Origin of the sequence: Actinophytocola sp. (genome assembly GCF_036402745.1) — a bacterium.
Taxonomy (GTDB): Bacteria; Actinomycetota; Actinomycetes; order Mycobacteriales; family Pseudonocardiaceae; genus Actinophytocola.
In genome coordinates, this window is record NZ_DASWSJ010000066.1 from 1 (window position 1) to 17,677 (window position 17,677).

Here is a 17,677-nt window from a genome sequence, read left to right on the forward strand (position 1 = left end):
TCTTGCTGAACGCGGTGTGCTCGGCGTAGAGGTTGTTGTGGCAGACGAACACGATCGGCAGGTTCCACAGCGACGCCAGCGTGAGGGCCTCGTGGAACGCGCCCTCGTTGGCGGCGCCGTCACCGAAGTTGCAGACGGTGACCTTGTCGTCGCCGCGCAGCACCGAGGACAGGGCCCAGCCCGCCGCGATGGGGAGCTGCCCGCCGACCACGCCGGAGTTCATGACGACCCCGGACCCGAGGTCGACCGAGTGCACCCAGCCCGACTTCCCCCGCTGGCTGCCCGTCACCTTTCCCAGGGCCTCGGCGAACAGCTTCCTCGCCGGGAAACCCTTCGCCAGCTGGGACATCCCGTCGCGGTAGTAGGCGACCAGGTAGTCGTCCGCGCGCATCGACCTACCCACGACGGCGCCGAGCAACTCCGATCCCCGCCACGAGAACCACGTCGTGCGGATCGTGCCCGCCATCAGCAGCTGCTGGACCTTCTCGTCGAGCTGCTTGGCGAACGTCGAGATCGCGTACACCTCGCGCAGCTGGTCGGTGGTGATGGTCATGGAAACTCCAATCGGTGGCGATGCTCAGGCGAACTCGGCGCGCCAGTCGGGTGACTCCAGTGCGGAGCGGATCGAGGCCAGGGCGCTCGCCGCGTAGGCGCCGTCGAAGGCGCGGTGGTCCCACGCGAGGGTCAGGTTGCCGATCGGACGGATCGCCAGCGCGTGCCCGCCCTCGCCGTCGGGCACGACGGCGGGCCGGGGTGCGATGGCGTCGACGGTCAGGATCGCCACCTGTGGCTGGTTGATGATCGGCAGCGTGGTCCGGGCGCCGAACGGGCCGGGGTTCGAGAGCGTGAACGTCCCGCCCGTGACGTCCTCGCCCCGGAGCCTGCCCTCGCGCGTCCGGCCGGCCAGGTCGTCGATCGCCGTGGCGAGCGCGGGCACCGCCAGCTGGTGCGCCCGCTGGATCACCGGCACGACCAGGCCCTCGAAGTTCCGGTCGACGGCCACGCCGAGCCCGACCTCGCGCCGCAGTTCGAGGCCGTCGTCGGTGAACCGCGCGTTGAGGTTCGGATACCGCTCGATGGCGATCGCCACCGCGCGGGCGACGAACGGGAGATACGTCAGGCTGTGGCCGCGTTCCTCCCGCCATCGAGGGGCCTCCCGGCGCCGGACCTCGTCCACCGCGCTGTAGTCCACGTCGATCATGGCGTAGACGTGGGCGGCCGTTGCGCTCGACGCGGCCATGTGGCGCGCGATGCGCTTGCGGACGGTCGTGTGCGGCACGATGGTCACGTCATCGGGAATCGCCATGCGGCCGTCTTCCTCCCTTGGTCAGCGGGTTTCATGCCGCGCTTGAAGACCGTGACCGCCGCCAGCGGGCGGGCCTGGCAGCCGAGCCGGAGCTGGCCGGCTCGCTTCTCCTGGAACGCGCTCAGCGTCTCCAGGGCCTCCTGCTCCAGCGGCTCGATCTCCGCCAAGCCGTCGCCTCCCGAGACGACCTCGAAGAGGCAGGCCGTGCAGAGTGCCTGGCCGCGGCAGCGGGTCGGCCAGAAATATCCTTGGCGCTGCGCCGCCGCCATGACCGACTCTCCGGTGTGGACGGTCAGCTCGACGTCCAGCGGCAGCACCCGGATCCGTACCTCAGGCGGTGGGGTCACCATCGGCCAGCACGTAACTGTCGACGAACTTCTCGAAGTTGCGCACGCCCGCCTCCTGACGGTTCAGCCGCAGCGCCGTGAACGACGTCTGGTGCAGCCCGGCCTGGACGTGGCCCATGTTCGAGAGGTCCTGCCCGATGGTCGGGCCCCACCCGTCGTGGTCCTCCCACCTGGCGTAGAACTCGTGCTCGACCTCGGGCACCTGCTCGCCGTCCCCGAAGCGGTGCAGGAACATGACGTCGTAGAGGCAGGTGTCGGGGTCGTTGCCGTTCGGCCGGAACCGGAACAGGATCCAGTTGCCGGCGCTGATCGGGCCGACCAGGTTGGGGTAGATGCAGTAGTCGATCGCGGCGAGCATGTCCTCGTCCGGGATGTGCGAGTAGTCGACACCGCCGGCGGCGCCGACCTTGCGGCGCACGTCGGTGAAGAACCGCACCGACGGCACGTCCGTGGGAACGTCGTCGAGGGCCTCCACGTAGTCGATGTCGTCCTGGTGCGCCAGCGAGATCAGCTGGCTCAGCCGGAGCATCTCGACCGCCGCCTTCTTGGGGTCGCCCATGTCCGCGAGCGGCGCGCTCTCGGTCAGCAGCTCGGGGACGTTGCGCATCTTGTTGTGCGTCTGGAACGTCTCGTACAGGAACTGGTAGGAACCGGGTGTGCGGCCCTCGGGGTCGCGTGCGTCGACGCGCTTGGTCGCGCCCGACTCCCCGGTGCGCATGCCGGCGGGGCGCCTGGTTCGCCGGGCCGCGCCGTTCAGCCGGCCGGCCGCGTAGCCGCTGAGGTCCCAGATGTGCGTGGCCTCGAGGTGGTAGGCCTCGTTGAACGCCGCCAGGCCGACCTTCCAGTTGCAGTCCATGACGGTCGTCCGGTTCCGGATCAGCCGCATCTTGTCGACCTCGAACGGAGCCAGGCCCTCGACGACCGGGGCCAGGAAGTCGAGCAGCGGCCGCGGGTCCTCGGACAGGTTGACGAAGACGAACCCGCCCCAGTGTCCGACATGCACCTCGCGCAGCCGGAGATCCTTGCGGGACAACACTTCCGGCGCGAAGTCGTCCGCGTCCGGGATCTCGAGGACCGATCCGTCGAGGTGCCACGCCCAGCCGTGGAACGGGCAGCGCAGCTCGTCGTCGGTGTTGCCGGTACCGGAGCAGATTCGCGTCGCCCGGTGCGGGCAGGCGTTGTGGAACGCCTTGACCGAGTCCTCGCTCTCGCGCACGACGAGGATCGACTGGCTGCCGATCCGGTACTCGTGGAAGTCACCGGTGCGCGGGATCTGCTCGAGCCGGCACGCCATCTGCCAGACCTTCGGCCACAGGCGCTCGTATTCCGCCGCGAGCCAGTCGGCGGAGATGTAGCGTTCCTTCGGGATCAGCGCGGACTCGGTGTACCGCGCGTGCGTTGCTGTCATCTTCGTGCACCCTTCTGACGGCGGTGTCGGGCGTGGTGACGGTCAGCCGACCGTCCGGCGGATCGCGGCCTCGATCTCCGTCGGGCCGACCATGAATCGCGACTCGAGCGGCGGGCTCGCCGGAACCGGCGTGAACGGCGCCCCGACCCGCTCGACGGGGGCGGCGAGCTCGCCGTAGAGCTCGTGGTAGATCTGCGCCGCGATCTCGGCGGACGGCCCGAAGTTCGTCCGCGCCTCGTGCACGATCACGGCACGCTTGGTCTTCGCCACCGAGGTGAGGACCGCCGGTGCGTCGAACGGCGCGATGGTGCGCAGGTCGACCACCTCGACGGAGACGCCCTCCTCGGCCAGCTTCTCCGCGACGCCGAGCGCGTCCGCGATCTGGGCGCCGTAGCCGATCACCGACACGTCGGTGCCCGCCCGGCTGACGTTGGCCTTGCCGAGCGCGAAACGGGTGCCCGGCTCGGGGGCGGGCATGCGGACCGGCCGGCCGGTGAGCGCGGACTGCTCGATGAACACGACCGGGTCATCGTCGAAGATGGACGCGGTCAGCAGGCCGTAGGCCTCGACCGGGTTCGACGGCTGGACGACCTTCAGGCCCGGGCTGGCCGCGAACCAGCTCTCCAGCTGGTCGCAGTGCTGGGCGCCGACGCCACTGCCCGCGCCGCCCAACGTCCGGATCGTGATCGGGACCGAGCTCTGCCCCGCGGTCATGTAGCGCCACTTCGCCGCCGTGTTGTGGATCGGGTCCAGCGCCAGCGTGATGAAGCCCATCAGCATCACCTCGACGACGGGTCGCAGGCCCGCCTGCGCGGCGCCGACCCCGGCGGCGACGAAGCCCTCCTCGGCGATCGGGGTGGACCGGACGCGCTCGGTCCCGAACTTCGTCGACAGGCCGGCGGTCGCCTTCCAGACCCCGCCGTCCTCCGGGTCGGCGATGTCCTCGCCCATCAGGAAGACCGAGGGGTCGGCCGCCAGGGCGTCGTGCATGGCCAGGTTGACGGCCTTCACGAAGTTGATGTTCTTCTGGGCCGTGCCGCCCATGGGGCCTCCTCGCTACTCGATCGTTCCGATCTCGGTACCGACCGGATAGGACTCGCCGGCGGTCGCGGCCTGGCGCAGCACACCGCTTGCCGGAGCGGCGATCTCGTTCTCGACCTTGTCGCTCTCGAGGAGGTACAGCGGATCACCGGCGGCCACCGTGGCGCCGTCGTCGACGAGCCACTCGGTCACCGTGCCCTCCTCCATCGTCCAGCCGAGTTTGGGAATATTGATCGGCGAACCCACCGTCATGCCTTTCTGAGCAATTCGACTCGACCGGACATTAATTTCCGGCAAACCGATGCTAGGACGTCCAACTATCCACGTACCCTAACTCGCGTCCAGCGATTGTCAACGGCAGGTTTCCGGGTCGGAGCAGCAAAAATCACATGGTGATCGAGCCGCGATGCTGGAGTCACAATGCGATTCGACCGACCGTGGAAGAATGCGAAAGCGTGCTTGACCATCGGTAAGTCGCGTGGTTATCTTGCGGCGCTCATCTCTTTTTCAAACAACGCATTCGTGGGGGATCGCGCGCATCCGAAGGACGCCAATGATGGACGCTCTGAATTCGGTACGAGAAACCGACGATCCCGATCCGGACGACCAGGGCTGGACCGCGCGCCGGGTCGTGTCGCTGGTCTGTCTGGTCATGGTGTGCGAGGGCGTGGGGCTCGGCTACTCCATGATCTCCCTCGGCCTGCCCTCGATCATCGCGCTTTTCCGGACGGACCAGGGTGGGTGGCTGCTACGCGTCGTGTACCTGGAGACCGGGTTCCGGTACGGGCTGTTCCTGGCCGCGGGCATCGCGCTGGTCGCGATCGTTGTCTCGCTGACCGTGCTGAGGACGCGGGACGCGCTCCCCGGGACCGAGCCGGCCGTGGCCGCCGTCGGCTCGTGATCGAGACCCTTTCGCGCCCGCGGGTGACCATTCTCGTCGCGACGCTGTGCCTCGGTGGCACGGTGTCCGCCCTGCAGCAGACGATTCTCGTCCCGGTCCTCCCCAACCTGCCGCGGCTGCTCGGCACGTCGGCGGACACCGTGTCCTGGCTCGTGACGGCGACGCTGCTCGCTGCGGCGGTCGCCACGCCGGTCGCGTCCCGGCTGGCGGACATGTACGGCAAGCGAACGGTGATGCTGTGCTGTCTGGCGGTGATGGTGAGCGGCTCGCTGCTCGGCGCGCTCACCCACGACCTGGTGGGTGCGATCACCGCGCGGGCGTTGCAGGGCACCGGGGTGGCGCTCATCCCGATCGGGATCGCGATCATGCGCGACGAGCTGCCCGCACCCAGGGTGGCGATGGGGGTCGCCCTGATGAGCGCCACGTTGGCGGTCGGCGGTGGTGTCGGCCTTCCCTTGGCGGGACTCATCGTCCAGAACGCGGACTGGCACCTGCTCTTCTGGGTCACCGGCGGCGCGGGGGCGTTGACGCTCGTCGCGGTGCTGGTCGCCGTGCCTCGGTCGCCGATCCGCACGGGCGGCGCGTTCGACTACTGGGGCGCCGGGCTGCTCTCGGTCGCGTTGACCGCGCTCCTGCTGGCGCTGACGAAGGGCAGCCAGTGGGGCTGGACCTCGCCGGGCACCCTGCTGTGCGTGCTGGGCGGCGCGGTCGTGCTCGCCGGGTGGGTTCCGCTGGAGCTCCGGGTGCGCCGGCCGCTGGTCGACCTGCGCATCGCCGGTCGACCGGCCGTACTGCTGGTGAACGTGGCCGCCGTGTTCACCGGGTTCGGGATGTTCGCGAACCCCCTCCTCACCACGCAGATGCTCCAGTCGCCCCTCGGCACCGGGTACGGCCACGGGCTCGACGCGGCGACCGCGGGCCTGCTGCTGGCGCCGACGTCGGTGGCGTTCGGCGCCGCCGCGCCGCTGTCCGCGCTCCTGACCCGTCGGTACGGGGCGGCCACCACGCTGTGCACGGGCGCGCTGTGCATGGGAGTCGGCTACGTCGCCCGAGTCTGGCTGAGCCACGACATCGGCTGGATCATCGCGGTGTCGCTGCTGCTCTCGGCGGGTGCCTCGCTGGCGTTCGGCGCGATGCCCGCGCTCGTCATCCGGCTCGTCCCGGCCAGCGAGACCGCCTCGGCCAACGGCCTCAACGCGCTGCTGCGCTCCGTCGGCACCTCCTCCTCGAGCGCCGTCGTCGCGGCGGTGGCGGTCATCGGCGCCCAGCAGGTCGGCGGTGTGCTGTACCCGGGCTTCGGCGCGCTCCTCGGGGTGTTCTGGGCGGCGGCCGGCGCATGCCTGCTCGCCGCACTCGCGGTTGTCCCGCTCCTGCTTCGCCGCCGGCTGCTGACGCGACCGGACGCGGTATCCCCGTCAGCCGGCGGCACCCGATCACATCGTGACTCGAAGCCTCGGTGCCCGGCCAGATCGTGACCGAACACCGGCTGAAGGAGCGGGCCGTTCACTTGCGCACTAACCTTGTCGCAAGAGGACCGAACACATCGAGGTAGGTATCTTGACGACGTCACCCGGGCTCGCCGCGCGCACCCTCGACCGCTTCTTCGGGCGGCTCAGGAAGTTGCCGCCACCACGCAACGCCTACGTCGTCGAGCGCGGTCTGCGCACACCGACCCGGGACGGTTTCGTATTGGTGAGCGACCATTACGCCCCGTCGGTCCCGGACTCCGACAGCGCCACGATCCTCATCCGCACGCCGTACGGCCGGGGCATGCCGAACGACATACTCTGGGGCCGGACCTTCGCCGCGCGGGGCTACCACGTGGTCCTGCAGAGCTGCCGGGGAACGGCGGGCTCCACCGACACCTTCCAGCCCATGGTGCGAGAGGCCGAGGACGCCCACGACACGGTCGGCTGGTTGCGCGAACAGCCGTGGTTCAACGGAAAACTGGCGACGATGGGCATGTCCTACCTGGCCTTCACCCAGTGGGCGCTGCTGACGGACCCGCCACCGGAGCTGCGGGCGAGCGTGATGATCGCGGGACCGCACGACTTCGGCAAGGCCACCTGGGAGAACGGGTCGTTCGCGCTGGAGACCTTCCTGGGGTGGAGTGCCACCAATAGCGTCCCGTTCGAGCAGCGGCCGAGCCTGTTCCAGCAGCTCGCGGGCAACAGGAAGCGGGCGAGCAAGCTGACGTCCGCGTTCGCGGGCCTGCCCACGGTGGACGCGGGCGACACCGTCCTCAATGGACGTGCGCCGTGGTACCGGGAATGGCTCGAACACCCGGACCTGACCGACCCCTACTGGCGTCGCTACGACTGCACCGATGCCGTGCGGCGGGTCCAGACGCCGACCCTGCTCGTGGGCGGCTGGCAGGACATCTTCGTCGAGCAGACCGTCGAGCAGTACGCGGCCCTGCGGTCCAGGGGAGTCGAGGTGGCCCTGACCCTCGGCCCGTGGACCCATGTCGGCCACGTCCTCAAGGGATCGTCCGTCATCGACAACGAAGCCCTGAACTGGTTCGACCTCCACCTGCGCGACGAGGGACCGAAACGTCCCCAGCCGGTGCACACGTTCGTCACCGGCAGCGACGCGTGGCACGCCGCGCCGGCGTGGCCGCCGATTTCCACCGAGACCACCTGGCAGCCGACCGACGGCGGTCTGCTCGGCACGACCGCCGCGGGCGGCCGGTCGACCTTCCGCTACGACCCCACGGACCCGACGCCCTCGGTGGGTGGCCGGCGGCTCGCCGCCGGTGCCGGTGTGCGGGACAACGCGGACCTCGAGGCACGGCAGGATGTCCTGACCTTCACCACGCCGGCACTCACCGCCGATCTCGAGTTCGAGGGATTCCCGGTTCTCGACGTGTCGTTGAGTGTGGACAACCCCCACGCCGACCTCTTCGTCCGCATCTGCGACGTCGACGGGAAAGGCCGCTCCCGCAACATCACCGACACCCTGGTCCGCCTCGACACCACCATGCCCGTCGGCGAGGTCCAGCACGTCACCGCGCGGCTGGCGCCCTGCGCGCACCGGTTGCGGAAAGGGCACCGCCTCAGGCTGCAGCTCTCCGGCGGCGCCCACCCGCAGCACGCCCGAAATCTCGGTACGGGGGAGTCCCTGTCGACCGGGACCGGCCTGAAAGCCGCCGTCCACACGATCGATCACGATGGCACGCGGCTGACCCTGCCGGTCACCTCGGCAGCCGCGCCGGCCTGACGGTCGGCGGCGGGTCAGGGAGTCACGGCTTGCCGTCGCGGCGGGACGTCGTCAGGCTGGCGTGCCCGCCCTCGCCGATCTCGTCGACGACGCTCACGTCCGGCCCGCCGGCAAGGGAAAGTCGACGCCGGTCACCTCCCGGCCGCGATCCGCGCCGCGTTGCCGTCGAGCCACGTGGTCGTGTCCACCGGCACGTAGTGCGCGGACTCGTCCATGATCCGCGCCCAGTGCTCGGCGACGACCTCCGGTGTGACGTCGGCGCCGGGGTGGACGTAGCCCTCGGTCTCGGCGACGAACAGCCGCGCGTGCCGGCGACCACCGCTGAGGAAGGTCTCCCCGCTGACCGGGCAGGACTCGTGGCAGAGCAGGGAGACGAGCGGCGAGACCAGGGCGGGCGTGCTCCCGTCGAGCACGCCCTGCCCGGACGTGCCGTCGTCATCGCCGCCCGCCAGCCGGGTCGCCGCGACGGGGGCGACGCTGTTGACCAGGATGCCGAGGTCCTTCCCGGTCACGGCGAGCGCCCGGGCCAGCGCGAACACGCCGCCCTTCGCCGTCCCGTACGCGATCAGCGGCGCGGAGCCGAGGATGCCGTGCGACGTGGTCATGACGATCCGGCCGTAGCCGGCCCGGACCAGGTGCGGCCAGCACTCCCGGGTGACGTTGAAGCTGCCGCCCACGTGCACGTCGAAGTAGCGGCGTAGCTCCGAGAGCTCGAGGGCGGGGAACTCGGCGGGGCTGAAGATCCCCGCGTTGTTCACCAGGATGTCGACGCGACCGTAGCTGTCGAGCGCCCGGCCGACGAGCCGGGCCGCCCCGTCGACCGAGGCGACGTCCGACCCGTCGGCGACGGCGTCGCCGCCCGCGGCGCGGATCGCGGCCGCCACCTGCTCGGCCGGTCCCGCGTCGCTTCCGTCGCCCGAGCTCGCGCTCCCGAGGTCGTTGACGACGACGCGGGCGCCGCGCTCCGCGAGCAGCAGCGCGTGGGCCCTGCCGATGCCTCGTCCGGCACCGGTGACGATCGCGACGCGTCCATCGAAACGTAGGGGCTCCATTGGCCACCCTTCGGCACCGTGCGGCCGAGGCCGCTCAATTACCAAGAATTCCTTGCCGCCGAATTCAACCCGCCGCGTCGAACGTCCGTCAAACGGTCGATCACATGGTGACTCAAAACCATGTCTTTTCTCGTATCGTGACCGACGATCGCATTCCCCGAGAATGCTTCTTCCGGACGTGTAGGGTTCACGGCGGGCCCATCAGTTCGCCAATTCGTGTCGCGTCCGAACAATACGCCGTTGTAGGGATGGAGTCCGATGTCAGACACCCATACCACGCACGTCCTCTCGCTGTCCCGAGCCGAGGGTGCGCCGCTCGACCCGCCGCCGCAGTACGCGCGGTTGCGTGCGGAGGCGCCGATCTCGCGGATCTCCGTGTGGGGCGGCCGGGCCACGCCGTGGCTGGTTACCCGGTGGGAGGACGCGCGCACCGTCCTCGCGAGTCCGGGGGTCAGCTCGCAGTCGTCCCGGCCCGGTTTCCCGACTGCCCGCGAGGAGGCCGCGGCGTTGCCGCCGGGGTATTTCTTCGGTCAGGACGATCCGGTGCACGACACGTTCCGCCGTGCGCTGACGCGTGAGTTCATGGTCCGGCGCATCGAGGCGCTGCGCGAGCCCACCACGCGGATCTTCGCGGAGCTGCTGGACGGGATGCTCGCCGGCGGCGGGCCCGCGGACTTCGTCGAGGCGGTCGCGTTGCCGCTGCCGTCGCTCGTGATCTGCGAGCTGCTCGGTGTTCCCTACGCCGAGCACGAGTTCTTCCAGTCGCACTCGAAGGTGCTCATCGACACCGCCGCGGCCGCCGAGGAGAGGATCGCCGCGCACGAGGCTCTCGGTGCCTATCTCCGGCAGCTCGTCGAGGACAGGCGCAGGCAGCCGGCGGACGATCTGGTCAGCAGGCTCGGCGCCCACGTCGAGGCCGGCACCTTCTCGGTGCGGGACGCCGCCGACGTGGGCGCCTTCCTCCTGTTCGCCGGGCACGAGACCACCGCGAACATGATCGGGCTCGGCGTCCTCGCGCTCCTGGCGCACCCGGACCAGCTGCCCCGGCTGTACGCGGGCAAGGCGGAGCTGGCCAACGCCGTCGAGGAGCTGCTGCGCTACCTGACGATCGCGCACACGGGGCTGACCCGGATGGCGCTCGAGGACATCACCGTCGGCGACGTGACGATCCGCGCGGGCGAGGGCGTGATCATCCTGCTCAACTCGGCCAACCGCGACGCGGACGTCTTCGACGACGCCGACACGCTCGACCTCGCCCGCGCCAACGCCCGCCAGCATGTCGCCTTCGGCTACGGCATCCACCAATGCCTCGGCCAGCCACTCGCGCGTATGGAGCTGCAGATCGTGCTGCCGGAGGTGTTCCGCCGGCTGCCGAACCTGCGGATCGAGCCGGGCCGGGACGTCGCCTTCAAGCAGACCTCGGCGGCCTACGGCCCCAGCTTCATGCCCGTCACGTGGTGAGAGAGAGGAACCAGCGTGCACGTAGCGGTTGACCTCCCGAAGTGCGTCGCCTCGGGGCAGTGCGTCCTGATCGCCCCCGAGGTCTTCGACCAGCGGGACGACGACGGCATGGTCGTCCTCCTCGACGACTCGCCGGCTCCCGAGGACCACGACGGGGTCCGCGAGGCGGCGCTGGTGTGTCCGGCCGCGGCCATCAGGCTGACGGAGTCGTGACGGCCGGCATCGGCTCCGTCCCGGACCGGGTGGTCGTCGTCGGGGCTTCCGCGGGCGGCTTCGCCACCGCCGAGTCGCTGCGCCGGCTGGGCTACGCGGGCGAGGTCACCGTCGTCGGGAACGAGCCGCGTCTCCCGTACGACCGGCCGCCGCTGTCGAAGCGGATCCTGACGGGCGAGCTGGACCCGGACCAGCTGCTGCTCCGCCGGCCCGCGGACGTCGAGGCGCTCGGGCTGGACCTGCGGCTGGGGGAGACGGCCACCGGCGTCGACCTGCCGGGCCGCGCGGTGACCCTGGCCGGTGGGACGACGGTCGGCTACGACGCCCTGGTGGTCGCCACCGGGGTCCGGCCCCGCCGGCTGCCCGGCACCGAGGGAGTGCGCGGCGTCCATGTGCTGCGCACGCTCGAGGACGCGCTCACGCTCAAGGAGCGACTCCGCCCGGGCCGACGTCTGGTCGTCGTCGGCGCCGGGTTCATCGGCGCGGAGGCGGCCGCGGCCGCCCGAGGTCTCGGGCTGGCGGTGACGATGATCGAACCGGCGCCGGTGCCGCTGGCGCACGCCGTCGGCGCGGAGGTGGGCCGCGCGCTGACCCGGGCACACCGGGACCACGGCGTCGAGCTGCGCACCGGGATCACGGTCGAAGGCGTGCTGAGCCGAGGCGGCGAGGTCACCGGCGTCCGGCTGTCGGACGGGTCGGAGGTGGCGGCCCAGGACGTCGTCGTGGGCATCGGTTCGCGGCCCAACACCGAGTGGCTGGCCGACAGCGGCCTGCCCCTCGACGACGGCCTCGTGTGCGACGAGTTCAGCATGGCCGCGCCGCGCGTCTACGCCGTCGGCGACGTGGCTCGGTGGCACAACCCGCTCTTCGGCGCCACGATGCGGATCGAGCACCGCACGAACGCCGCCGAGCAGGGCCTGGCCGTCGCCCGCAACCTGCTCGGCGCCCGGCGCCCGTTCGCCCCGGTGCCGTACTTCTGGTCCGACCAGTACGACCTCAAGATCCAGGCGTACGGGTACTTACGCGGCCACACGGAGGTCGCGATCGTGGACGGCGACCTCGACGCCCGCCGCTTCGTAGCCGCCTACCGCAACGGCGAGCACGTGGTCGGCGTGGTGGCCGTCAACACACCCCCGAAGACCCTGCGCCCGTGGCGCGCGGCGATCGCGGCCCGCCGGTCGTGGAGGTCGGCCGTGGACAGCACGCGGGCGTCGGCCTGAGGACCGGGCTCTTTCCCCGGGCGGCCATCAATACAGTCAAGACAATTACCGATGGTTTCGTACGCCTTGCCCAATGGCCGGTACTCCATTTCGCCCATGCGGTGCGACGGAAGAAGCAGTCGGAGAATGCTGTCGGCAAACCGTCGGTAATCGATCCATTACGGTAAGCACTCCTTTACTCTCTGTCTTCTCAGCGCGCGGAAACTGCCGTACGCTCCACTTCGCCGTCGAAGAATGGGGCTCGGCGGCAACCCGGAACTTACCCCTTGGGGGGAGAATTTGTGCTGCGCTTTTGCGGACGCGGTATTGCCGAATGGCGCAGACAATGACGTCTGTTTACCTCTGAAGACTGGCCCGATTGCCCGCCCCGAACTACGCCGGCTGGTCATCGGCAAGGCTCCCGGCCGGTGGCGCTGCCCCGATCGGATCGTCCGCGGCGGAAGGAGGTGGGCAGACATGATCGAGGACAAGCCCTGAACCAGTCACCCGTCGGAGACACGTCTCTGACGCTTGGCGGCGGTCACCCGTACAGGAGACCGCGAGGCGTGCGGGGACGCGACAACCGTCCCCGCACGCCTCCCATCATGCCGCCCGACCGTCGGCCGTGCGCAGGAAAGGGAGCTGCCCGATGCGCCTACCCGGGCTCGCCATTCCGCGGGAAAGCCGGTTGCTGGCGTTCATCGGCCTCATCGACGCCATCGGCACCGGGTTGTACATCGCGGGCTTCGCGGTGTTCTTCACCCGCAGCGGCGGCCTGAGCGCCGCCGAGGTCGGTGTCGGGTTCACCCTCGCGAGCGCGTGCGGGCTGGTCACGCTGACCCCGATCGGCATGCTGGCGGACCGGATCGGACCGCGGGCGGCGTCCATCCTGCTGCACTACTGGCGCGGCGTCGGGTTCGTCGCCTTCGCGTTCGTCCACGACTTCGCCACCTTCCTGGTGGTGTCGTGCTTCGTCGGCATCCCGACCAGGGCGATCGACCCGGTCAGCCAGCTGTACGTCGACCGGCACATCGGCAAGGACCTGCGCATGCGGGTGATGGCGGTGATGCGAGTGGTCTACAACATCGGCTTCGCCATCGGCGGCCTGCTCACCACGCTGATCCTCGTCGTCGACACCCGGCCGGCGTTCCTCATGATCGTGCTGGGCAACGGAGCCACGTTCCTCCTCGCCGGTCTCCTGCTTGCGAGGGTGCCACTCCTGGCCGACGACCCGCCGGGCCGCAAGACGGCGCGCGGATGGCCGCGGTCGCTGCGCCAGGGCCGGTACCTGATCGTCACCGGGCTCAACGCGGTGCTGATGCTGCACGTCTCCGTGCTGACTCTCGGCATCCCCCTGTGGGTGACGACGCGGACCGACGCGCCGGTAGCGGTCGTCGCGCCGCTGGTGGTGCTGAACACGGTGCTCGTCGTCCTGCTGCAGGTCCGGCTCAGCCGGGGCACCGAGACAAGGGAAGGCGGGGTCCGGGCGCTGCGCCGCTCGTCGCTGTCGTTCGCCGCCTGCATGGTCGTGCTGGCGCTGTCGGGCCTGTTGAACCCGGTCGGTGCGGTGATCGCGGTGGTCGCCGCCACCGTGCTGCTGACGTTCGGGGAGCTGTGGCACTTCGCCGGCCGGCTGTCCGTGTCCTACGCGCTCGCGCCCCGGGACCGGCAGGGCGAGTACCTCTCGGTGTTCTGGCTCGGCTCCGCCGCCGCGCTCATGGTCGGCCCGGTGCTGATCACGGCCGGGATCATCGAACGGGGGCCGTACGGCTGGCTCGCGCTGGCCGGTGTCTTCCTCGCGACAGGCGTCCTCATCAGGCCCGCCGTCGAGGCGGCCGCGAAGCAGTTGGAGACGGAGCACCCGCCGGCTGACCCGGACAGCACTCCGGATGACGCGCCGGCCGGCCGAACCGAGCCCGCGGGCCGGAACTGAGGTATGAGGTGGCGAACGATGCGAGGTTCTGAGGTGCCGCGGGGCACGCTCGTGGACCGGGTCCTGGTCGCGTTCGAGGGGGAGGGGTCCGGCGAAGGCGAGCTGGCGTTCGGCCAACTCGGTCTCTGGCAGTCGATCGCGAAGTCGGGCACGAAGACGGTCGCCTACGTCGCCGAGGCCGATCCCGGCACGACCGTCGACGCGGTCGCCGACATGCTCGGCTTCATGGTCGGCAGGCACCAGTCGCTGCGCACCCACCTGCTGCTCCGGGAGTCCGGGCCGCCGCGCCAGCGGGTGTCCACGACCGGCGAGATCCCGCTCGTCGTCGTGGCCGCCGGGACGGACGACCCGGCCGAGGTCGCCGAGGCCCTCTCGGCACACTGGCAGGTCGTCCCGTTCGCCTTCGAGACCGAGTGGCCGGTGCGGATGGGCGCGGTCGTGGCGGGCGGCGCGGTCACGCACGTGGTCACGGTCATCCTGCACACCTCGATCGACGCGTTCGGGCTGAGTGCTCTGGCGACCGACATCGGCGCGCGCGACCCGCAGACGGGCGCGCCCGCCGGACCGGTCACGACGCTCCCGCCGCTCGCGCAAGCGGCCAGGGAGGCGACACCGGCCGGGCGGCGGCAGAACCAGCAGTCGCTGCGGTACCTGGAGCGGGTGTTGCGCACCGCGCCCACCCGCCTGTTCGGCGAGCCACGCTACGACGGCGAGCCGCGCTTCGAGATGCTTCGCTACCGGTCGCGCGCGATCGGCATGGCCATCCACGCGGTCGCCGCACGGGAGCGCGTCGACGACTCGCCCGCGCTGCTCGCGTCCTTCGTCGTCGGCGTCGGCCGGGTCGCCGGCGTCAACCCGGTGGTGACGATCGTGTTGGTGAGCAACCGGTTCCGGCCGGGTTACGCCGACTCGGTCAGCGCACTGATCAAGGTCAGTCCCTTCGTGCTCGATGTCGCGGACCTCACCATGGGCGACGCGGTCGCCCGGGCCGCGAGCAGGGCGCTCAACACGTACAAGAACGCCTACTACGACGCCTACGAACAGGACGAGGTGGTCCGCCGGGTCGAACGCGAGCGCGGCGAGGAGCTCGACCTGTCGTGCTACTACAACGACCGCAGGCAGCGGGACCGGGTGCACGCCGGGGTGGCGCCGCCGACGGCCGACGAGATCCGCGCCGCGCTCGCGGACAGCGAACTGTCCTGGAAGCAGGAGGCCGACGTCCCGAAGGCCAAGCTCTACCTGCAGCTCGACGACCCGCCCGGTGCCGTCGAGCTGGTGCTGTCCGCGGACGGGCGGTACTTCTCCCGCGCGGACCTGGCCACCCTCGCGCGGACGATCGAGGAGGCGGCCGTGCAGGCGGCGATCGAGCCGGAGACGCCGACCGGACTCGTCCGGCCGGCCGCGGCGGGCGCGGCCCGGTGACAGTGGTCCCCGCTCAGCTTGTTGTTTCGCGTCGCGGTGCCCCCCGCCCGGTTCTCCCGTAAGCGGCCCGCGGCCGTCGAGAACATCGAAGAGGAAATCCCGCCGTCCGTGTCGAACTGAACCCCGGCCGCTCGACGCGTGGGTGACAGCAACCGGATCAACTGGGGAGATTCCCATGACCACCGTAGTTTTCGATATCAGCATGTCGCTGGACGGCTACGTCACCGCGGCGCACCAGACCGCGGCCGAGCCGATGGGCAAGGACGGCCTGGTGCTGCACGACTGGTGGTGGGATGGCGACCCGGCCAGCCAGGAGCTGAGGACGGCGACCCAGGAGCGGTACACGGCGTATGTCGCGGGCCGCACCACCTACGACCACTCCCTGCCGTGGTGGCAGGCGGACGGACCGAGCGGGCGGCGGCCCGTGTTCGTCGTCACCCACGAGGCGCCGGCGCGGAGCCCGGAGGGTGGCGTGTACGAGTTCGTCACCGGTGGCATCGAGGAGGCGCTCGAGCGCGCCAAGGCGGCCGCGGGCGGCGGCGTGGTCGAGGTGATGTCGGCCAGTCTCGCGCGGCAGTTCATCGAGGCGGGCCTGCTCGACGAGATCGTGCTCCACGTGGTCCCGGTGCTGTTCGGCGGCGGCACCCGGCTGTTCGACGACCTGAAGATCGACCACACCCGGCTCGAGCAGATCGATGTCGTCCGCACCGCGCTGGCGACGCACCTGCGCTACCGCGTGGTCAAGCCGGAAAACACCGCCGCGTGAGTTACCCGAATTGTCCGCTCGTTGACGATTCGCAAAGTTTGTTCGTGCTCATGGCGTCGCCGGTGAGGCCCTTGTTTGCCCGGTGTTCGGCCAGACGTCTTCCGGTCGCGGTCGCGTAGTGGCACAGTCACTAACGGTCAGTTTCCTCCGCGATGGGAGCGTCATGCGTTTTCTGAGGCTTGTGGTGCTCGCGATGTTGCCGGTGCTCGCCGCGGCCTGCCTTTCCGCGGGGGCATCGGCGGCCGCCGGGGTGCCGAGGCCGGACCACGTGGTGATCGTGGTGTTCGAGAACCACCAGCAGCCGCAGGTGATCGGGAGCCCCAGCGCGCCCTACATCAACTCGCTCGCCCAGGGCGGCGCGAACTTCACCCAGTCCTACGCGGTCACGCACCCGAGCCAGCCGAACTACCTGGCGATGTTCAGCGGCGGCACCCAGGGCATCACCAACGACTCCTGCCCGCACACCTTCACCGCGGCCAGCCTGGGCAAGCAGCTGCTCGACGCGGGACTGAGCTTCGCCGGCTACTCCGAGGGCCTGCCGTCCACCGGGTACACCGGCTGCACGTCCGGGCGCTACGCCCGCAAACACGCGCCCTGGGCCAACTTCAGCAGCGTGCCCACGTCCGCGAACAAGCCGTTCACCGCGTTCCCCTCGGACTTCACCCAGCTGCCGACCGTGTCCTACGTGATCCCCGACCTGTGCAACGACATGCACGACTGCTCGGTGAGCACGGGGGACACCTGGCTGAAGACCAACCTGAAGGCATACGCGGACTGGGCCAAGACCCACAACAGCCTGCTGGTGGTCGACTTCGACGAGGACGACTTCACCACCAGCAACCGCATTCCCACGGTGTTCTACGGGCAGCCGGTCAAGACCGGTACCTACCCCGAACGGATCACGCACTACAGCGTGCTGCGCACGATCGAGGACATGTACAACCTCACGCACCTCGGATCCGCGGGCAGCGCGACCACGATCACGAGTTGCTGGCAGTAGCCGCGGCCACTTCGGGCAACATGAGTTCCTCATGCCCGGAGAGTTAGGTCGTCACAATGAGCACGCCAAGAAATGCACGGCCACGTGCGTTCTTTTACCTTGGGTGTTGGTGTGCGGATAACTGCCGTCTCAGCGGTGGTTGTGTCAGCATCGAGTTCTGGATGATTGTGGATGGTAGAAGAAGGTGCGTCATGACCGTTCTCGAGGAGATGGGACTTGTGATGCGGGCCGTACCAGGTCCACGCGCGTCGGTCGAGGACGTGGCCCGCTGGTACGAGCAGAAAGCGCGCCTGCTGGAGCACATCGCCGCGGCCGGCGGTTCGGACGCCCGCCGGGTACTGAGCCAGGCCGACGCCGCACATCGGCACGCCGCGACTCTTCTGGCCACCTCTCTTACCCGCGGCTCGAC

18 protein-coding genes are annotated in these 17,677 nt (G+C 70.1%); 11 read left to right on the forward strand and 7 right to left on the reverse strand.

The window, feature by feature from the left end:
- The 6 genes from VGD70_RS06595 to VGD70_RS06620 form a co-directional block, all read right to left on the reverse strand.
- Positions 1 to 553: thiamine pyrophosphate-dependent enzyme (locus VGD70_RS06595; protein ID WP_331079156.1), on the reverse strand; the 553-nt coding region annotated here is incomplete at its 3' end.
- A gap of 24 nt (positions 554 to 577) precedes the next feature.
- The gene (locus VGD70_RS06600; protein ID WP_331079158.1) at positions 578 to 1,306 is read right to left on the reverse strand and encodes a 2-oxo acid dehydrogenase subunit E2; all 729 of its coding nucleotides are present in this window, start codon (positions 1,304 to 1,306) and stop codon (positions 578 to 580) included.
- Positions 1,285 to 1,623 carry a 2Fe-2S iron-sulfur cluster-binding protein gene (locus VGD70_RS06605; protein WP_331079160.1) on the reverse strand — a complete coding sequence of 113 codons (339 nt, stop codon included), beginning with the start codon at positions 1,621 to 1,623 and terminating at the stop codon, positions 1,285 to 1,287. Before VGD70_RS06605 ends, VGD70_RS06600 begins: the two co-directional genes overlap by 22 nt.
- A gap of 13 nt (positions 1,624 to 1,636) precedes the next feature.
- Positions 1,637 to 3,061 carry an aromatic ring-hydroxylating dioxygenase subunit alpha gene (locus VGD70_RS06610; protein WP_331079162.1) on the reverse strand — a complete coding sequence of 475 codons (1,425 nt, stop codon included), beginning with the start codon at positions 3,059 to 3,061 and terminating at the stop codon, positions 1,637 to 1,639.
- Between the two features lie 42 nt (positions 3,062 to 3,103).
- Positions 3,104 to 4,105, reverse strand: a complete 1,002-nt coding sequence (locus tag VGD70_RS06615; protein ID WP_331079164.1) for an alpha-ketoacid dehydrogenase subunit beta — start codon at positions 4,103 to 4,105, stop codon at positions 3,104 to 3,106.
- Between the two features lie 12 nt (positions 4,106 to 4,117).
- The gene (locus tag VGD70_RS06620; protein WP_331079165.1) at positions 4,118 to 4,399 is read right to left on the reverse strand and encodes a lipoyl domain-containing protein; all 282 of its coding nucleotides are present in this window, start codon (positions 4,397 to 4,399) and stop codon (positions 4,118 to 4,120) included.
- A 259-nt stretch (positions 4,400 to 4,658) separates the two neighbouring features.
- Between VGD70_RS06620 and VGD70_RS06625 the strand changes: the two genes are divergently transcribed.
- The 3 genes from VGD70_RS06625 (at position 4,659) to VGD70_RS06635 (ending at position 8,222) form a co-directional block, all read left to right on the forward strand.
- Positions 4,659 to 5,003 (forward strand): hypothetical protein, encoded by a 345-nt coding sequence (locus VGD70_RS06625; protein WP_331079167.1) that lies wholly within the window; start codon positions 4,659 to 4,661, stop codon positions 5,001 to 5,003.
- A complete protein-coding gene (locus VGD70_RS06630; RefSeq protein ID WP_331079169.1) occupies positions 5,000 to 6,478 on the forward strand; it encodes an MFS transporter in 1,479 nt (492 codons plus the stop codon). Before VGD70_RS06625 ends, VGD70_RS06630 begins: the two co-directional genes overlap by 4 nt.
- Before the next feature lie 82 nt (positions 6,479 to 6,560).
- Positions 6,561 to 8,222 (forward strand): CocE/NonD family hydrolase, encoded by a 1,662-nt coding sequence (locus tag VGD70_RS06635; RefSeq protein ID WP_331079171.1) that lies wholly within the window; start codon positions 6,561 to 6,563, stop codon positions 8,220 to 8,222.
- A 131-nt stretch (positions 8,223 to 8,353) separates the two neighbouring features.
- Here the strand turns inward: VGD70_RS06635 and VGD70_RS06640 are convergent, their stop codons facing one another.
- On the reverse strand, positions 8,354 to 9,274 hold the full coding sequence (locus VGD70_RS06640) for an SDR family NAD(P)-dependent oxidoreductase (protein ID WP_331079172.1): 921 nt from the start codon (positions 9,272 to 9,274) through the stop codon (positions 8,354 to 8,356).
- A gap of 258 nt (positions 9,275 to 9,532) precedes the next feature.
- Here VGD70_RS06640 and VGD70_RS06645 point away from each other — a divergent pair, with 258 nt between their 5' ends.
- From VGD70_RS06645 to VGD70_RS06680, 8 genes are all read left to right on the forward strand, one after another.
- Positions 9,533 to 10,735: a cytochrome P450 gene (locus VGD70_RS06645; protein WP_331079174.1), complete on the forward strand. Its 1,203-nt coding sequence runs from the start codon at positions 9,533 to 9,535 to the stop codon at positions 10,733 to 10,735.
- A gap of 15 nt (positions 10,736 to 10,750) precedes the next feature.
- Positions 10,751 to 10,948: a ferredoxin gene (locus VGD70_RS06650; RefSeq protein ID WP_331079176.1), complete on the forward strand. Its 198-nt coding sequence runs from the start codon at positions 10,751 to 10,753 to the stop codon at positions 10,946 to 10,948.
- On the forward strand, positions 10,945 to 12,168 hold the full coding sequence (locus VGD70_RS06655) for an NAD(P)/FAD-dependent oxidoreductase (protein ID WP_331079178.1): 1,224 nt from the start codon (positions 10,945 to 10,947) through the stop codon (positions 12,166 to 12,168). Before VGD70_RS06650 ends, VGD70_RS06655 begins: the two co-directional genes overlap by 4 nt.
- A 628-nt stretch (positions 12,169 to 12,796) precedes the next feature.
- On the forward strand, positions 12,797 to 14,080 hold the full coding sequence (locus VGD70_RS06660) for an MFS transporter (protein WP_331079180.1): 1,284 nt from the start codon (positions 12,797 to 12,799) through the stop codon (positions 14,078 to 14,080).
- An 18-nt stretch (positions 14,081 to 14,098) separates the two neighbouring features.
- Positions 14,099 to 15,502 (forward strand): condensation domain-containing protein, encoded by a 1,404-nt coding sequence (locus tag VGD70_RS06665; protein WP_331079182.1) that lies wholly within the window; start codon positions 14,099 to 14,101, stop codon positions 15,500 to 15,502.
- A 175-nt stretch (positions 15,503 to 15,677) separates the two neighbouring features.
- The gene (locus VGD70_RS06670; RefSeq protein ID WP_331079184.1) at positions 15,678 to 16,268 is read left to right on the forward strand and encodes a dihydrofolate reductase family protein; all 591 of its coding nucleotides are present in this window, start codon (positions 15,678 to 15,680) and stop codon (positions 16,266 to 16,268) included.
- A 163-nt stretch (positions 16,269 to 16,431) separates the two neighbouring features.
- The gene (locus VGD70_RS06675; protein WP_331079186.1) at positions 16,432 to 17,268 is read left to right on the forward strand and encodes an alkaline phosphatase family protein; all 837 of its coding nucleotides are present in this window, start codon (positions 16,432 to 16,434) and stop codon (positions 17,266 to 17,268) included.
- Between the two features lie 191 nt (positions 17,269 to 17,459).
- On the forward strand, positions 17,460 to 17,677 hold a 218-nt coding region (locus tag VGD70_RS06680; protein ID WP_331079188.1), incomplete at its 3' end, for a hypothetical protein.